The 671-nt window shown below is 63.3% G+C and carries 1 pseudogene; it reads left to right on the forward strand.

Annotated features, from left to right (window positions below):
- A pseudogene (locus ACGF49_RS24690) lies at positions 1-671 on the forward strand (type VI secretion system membrane subunit TssM); the annotation flags it as partial.

Below are 671 nucleotides of genomic sequence, written 5' to 3' on the forward strand. Positions count from 1 at the left end.
TCAGCCGCGCCCTGCAAATCCTGAGTGACAACACCCGCCTGCCGGGGATTGACGAGACGCTGCCGGCCAAAGCCCGGCAGGCGTTACGCGATACCCCGGATTACCGCCTGCGGGCGCGTATTCACCGGGAATTCGCGCCGGAAACCGCGGTGCTGGTGGAGTCCGGGGATAAAAACAGCACCTTACAGGGGGTTTACCAGCAACTGGTGGCGCTGCACCGGTACCTGCTGGCGATTCAGAACGCGCCGGTCCCGGGGAAAGCCGCCCTGAGCGCCGTTCAGCAGCGGCTGGAACAGCATAACGGCGACCCGATTTTCGACGTCCAGCAGCGGGCGAAAAACCTGCCGGAACCGCTCAACCGCTGGGTCGGCGAGCTGGCCGAACAGGCCTGGCGGGTGGTGATGAAGGAAGCCATCAGTTCGCTGGAAATCGAATGGCACGACACCGTCGTCAGACAGTACCAGACCTACCTGGCCGGCCGCTATCCGTTCAACCCGGACGCGACGGAGGATGTGCCGCTCAGTGAGTTCGAGCGGTTCTTCCAGCCCGGCGGCACGCTCGATGCCTTCTATCAGCAGAACCTGAAACCGTTTGTGGAAAACAACCTGACCCACAGCGCGGACGGCCAGCAACTTATCCGCCCGGATGTGCTGGAACAGCTGAAACGGGCC

Source organism: Photorhabdus sp. RM96S (assembly GCF_042879335.1).
Classification (GTDB): Bacteria; Pseudomonadota; Gammaproteobacteria; order Enterobacterales; family Enterobacteriaceae; genus Photorhabdus; species Photorhabdus kayaii.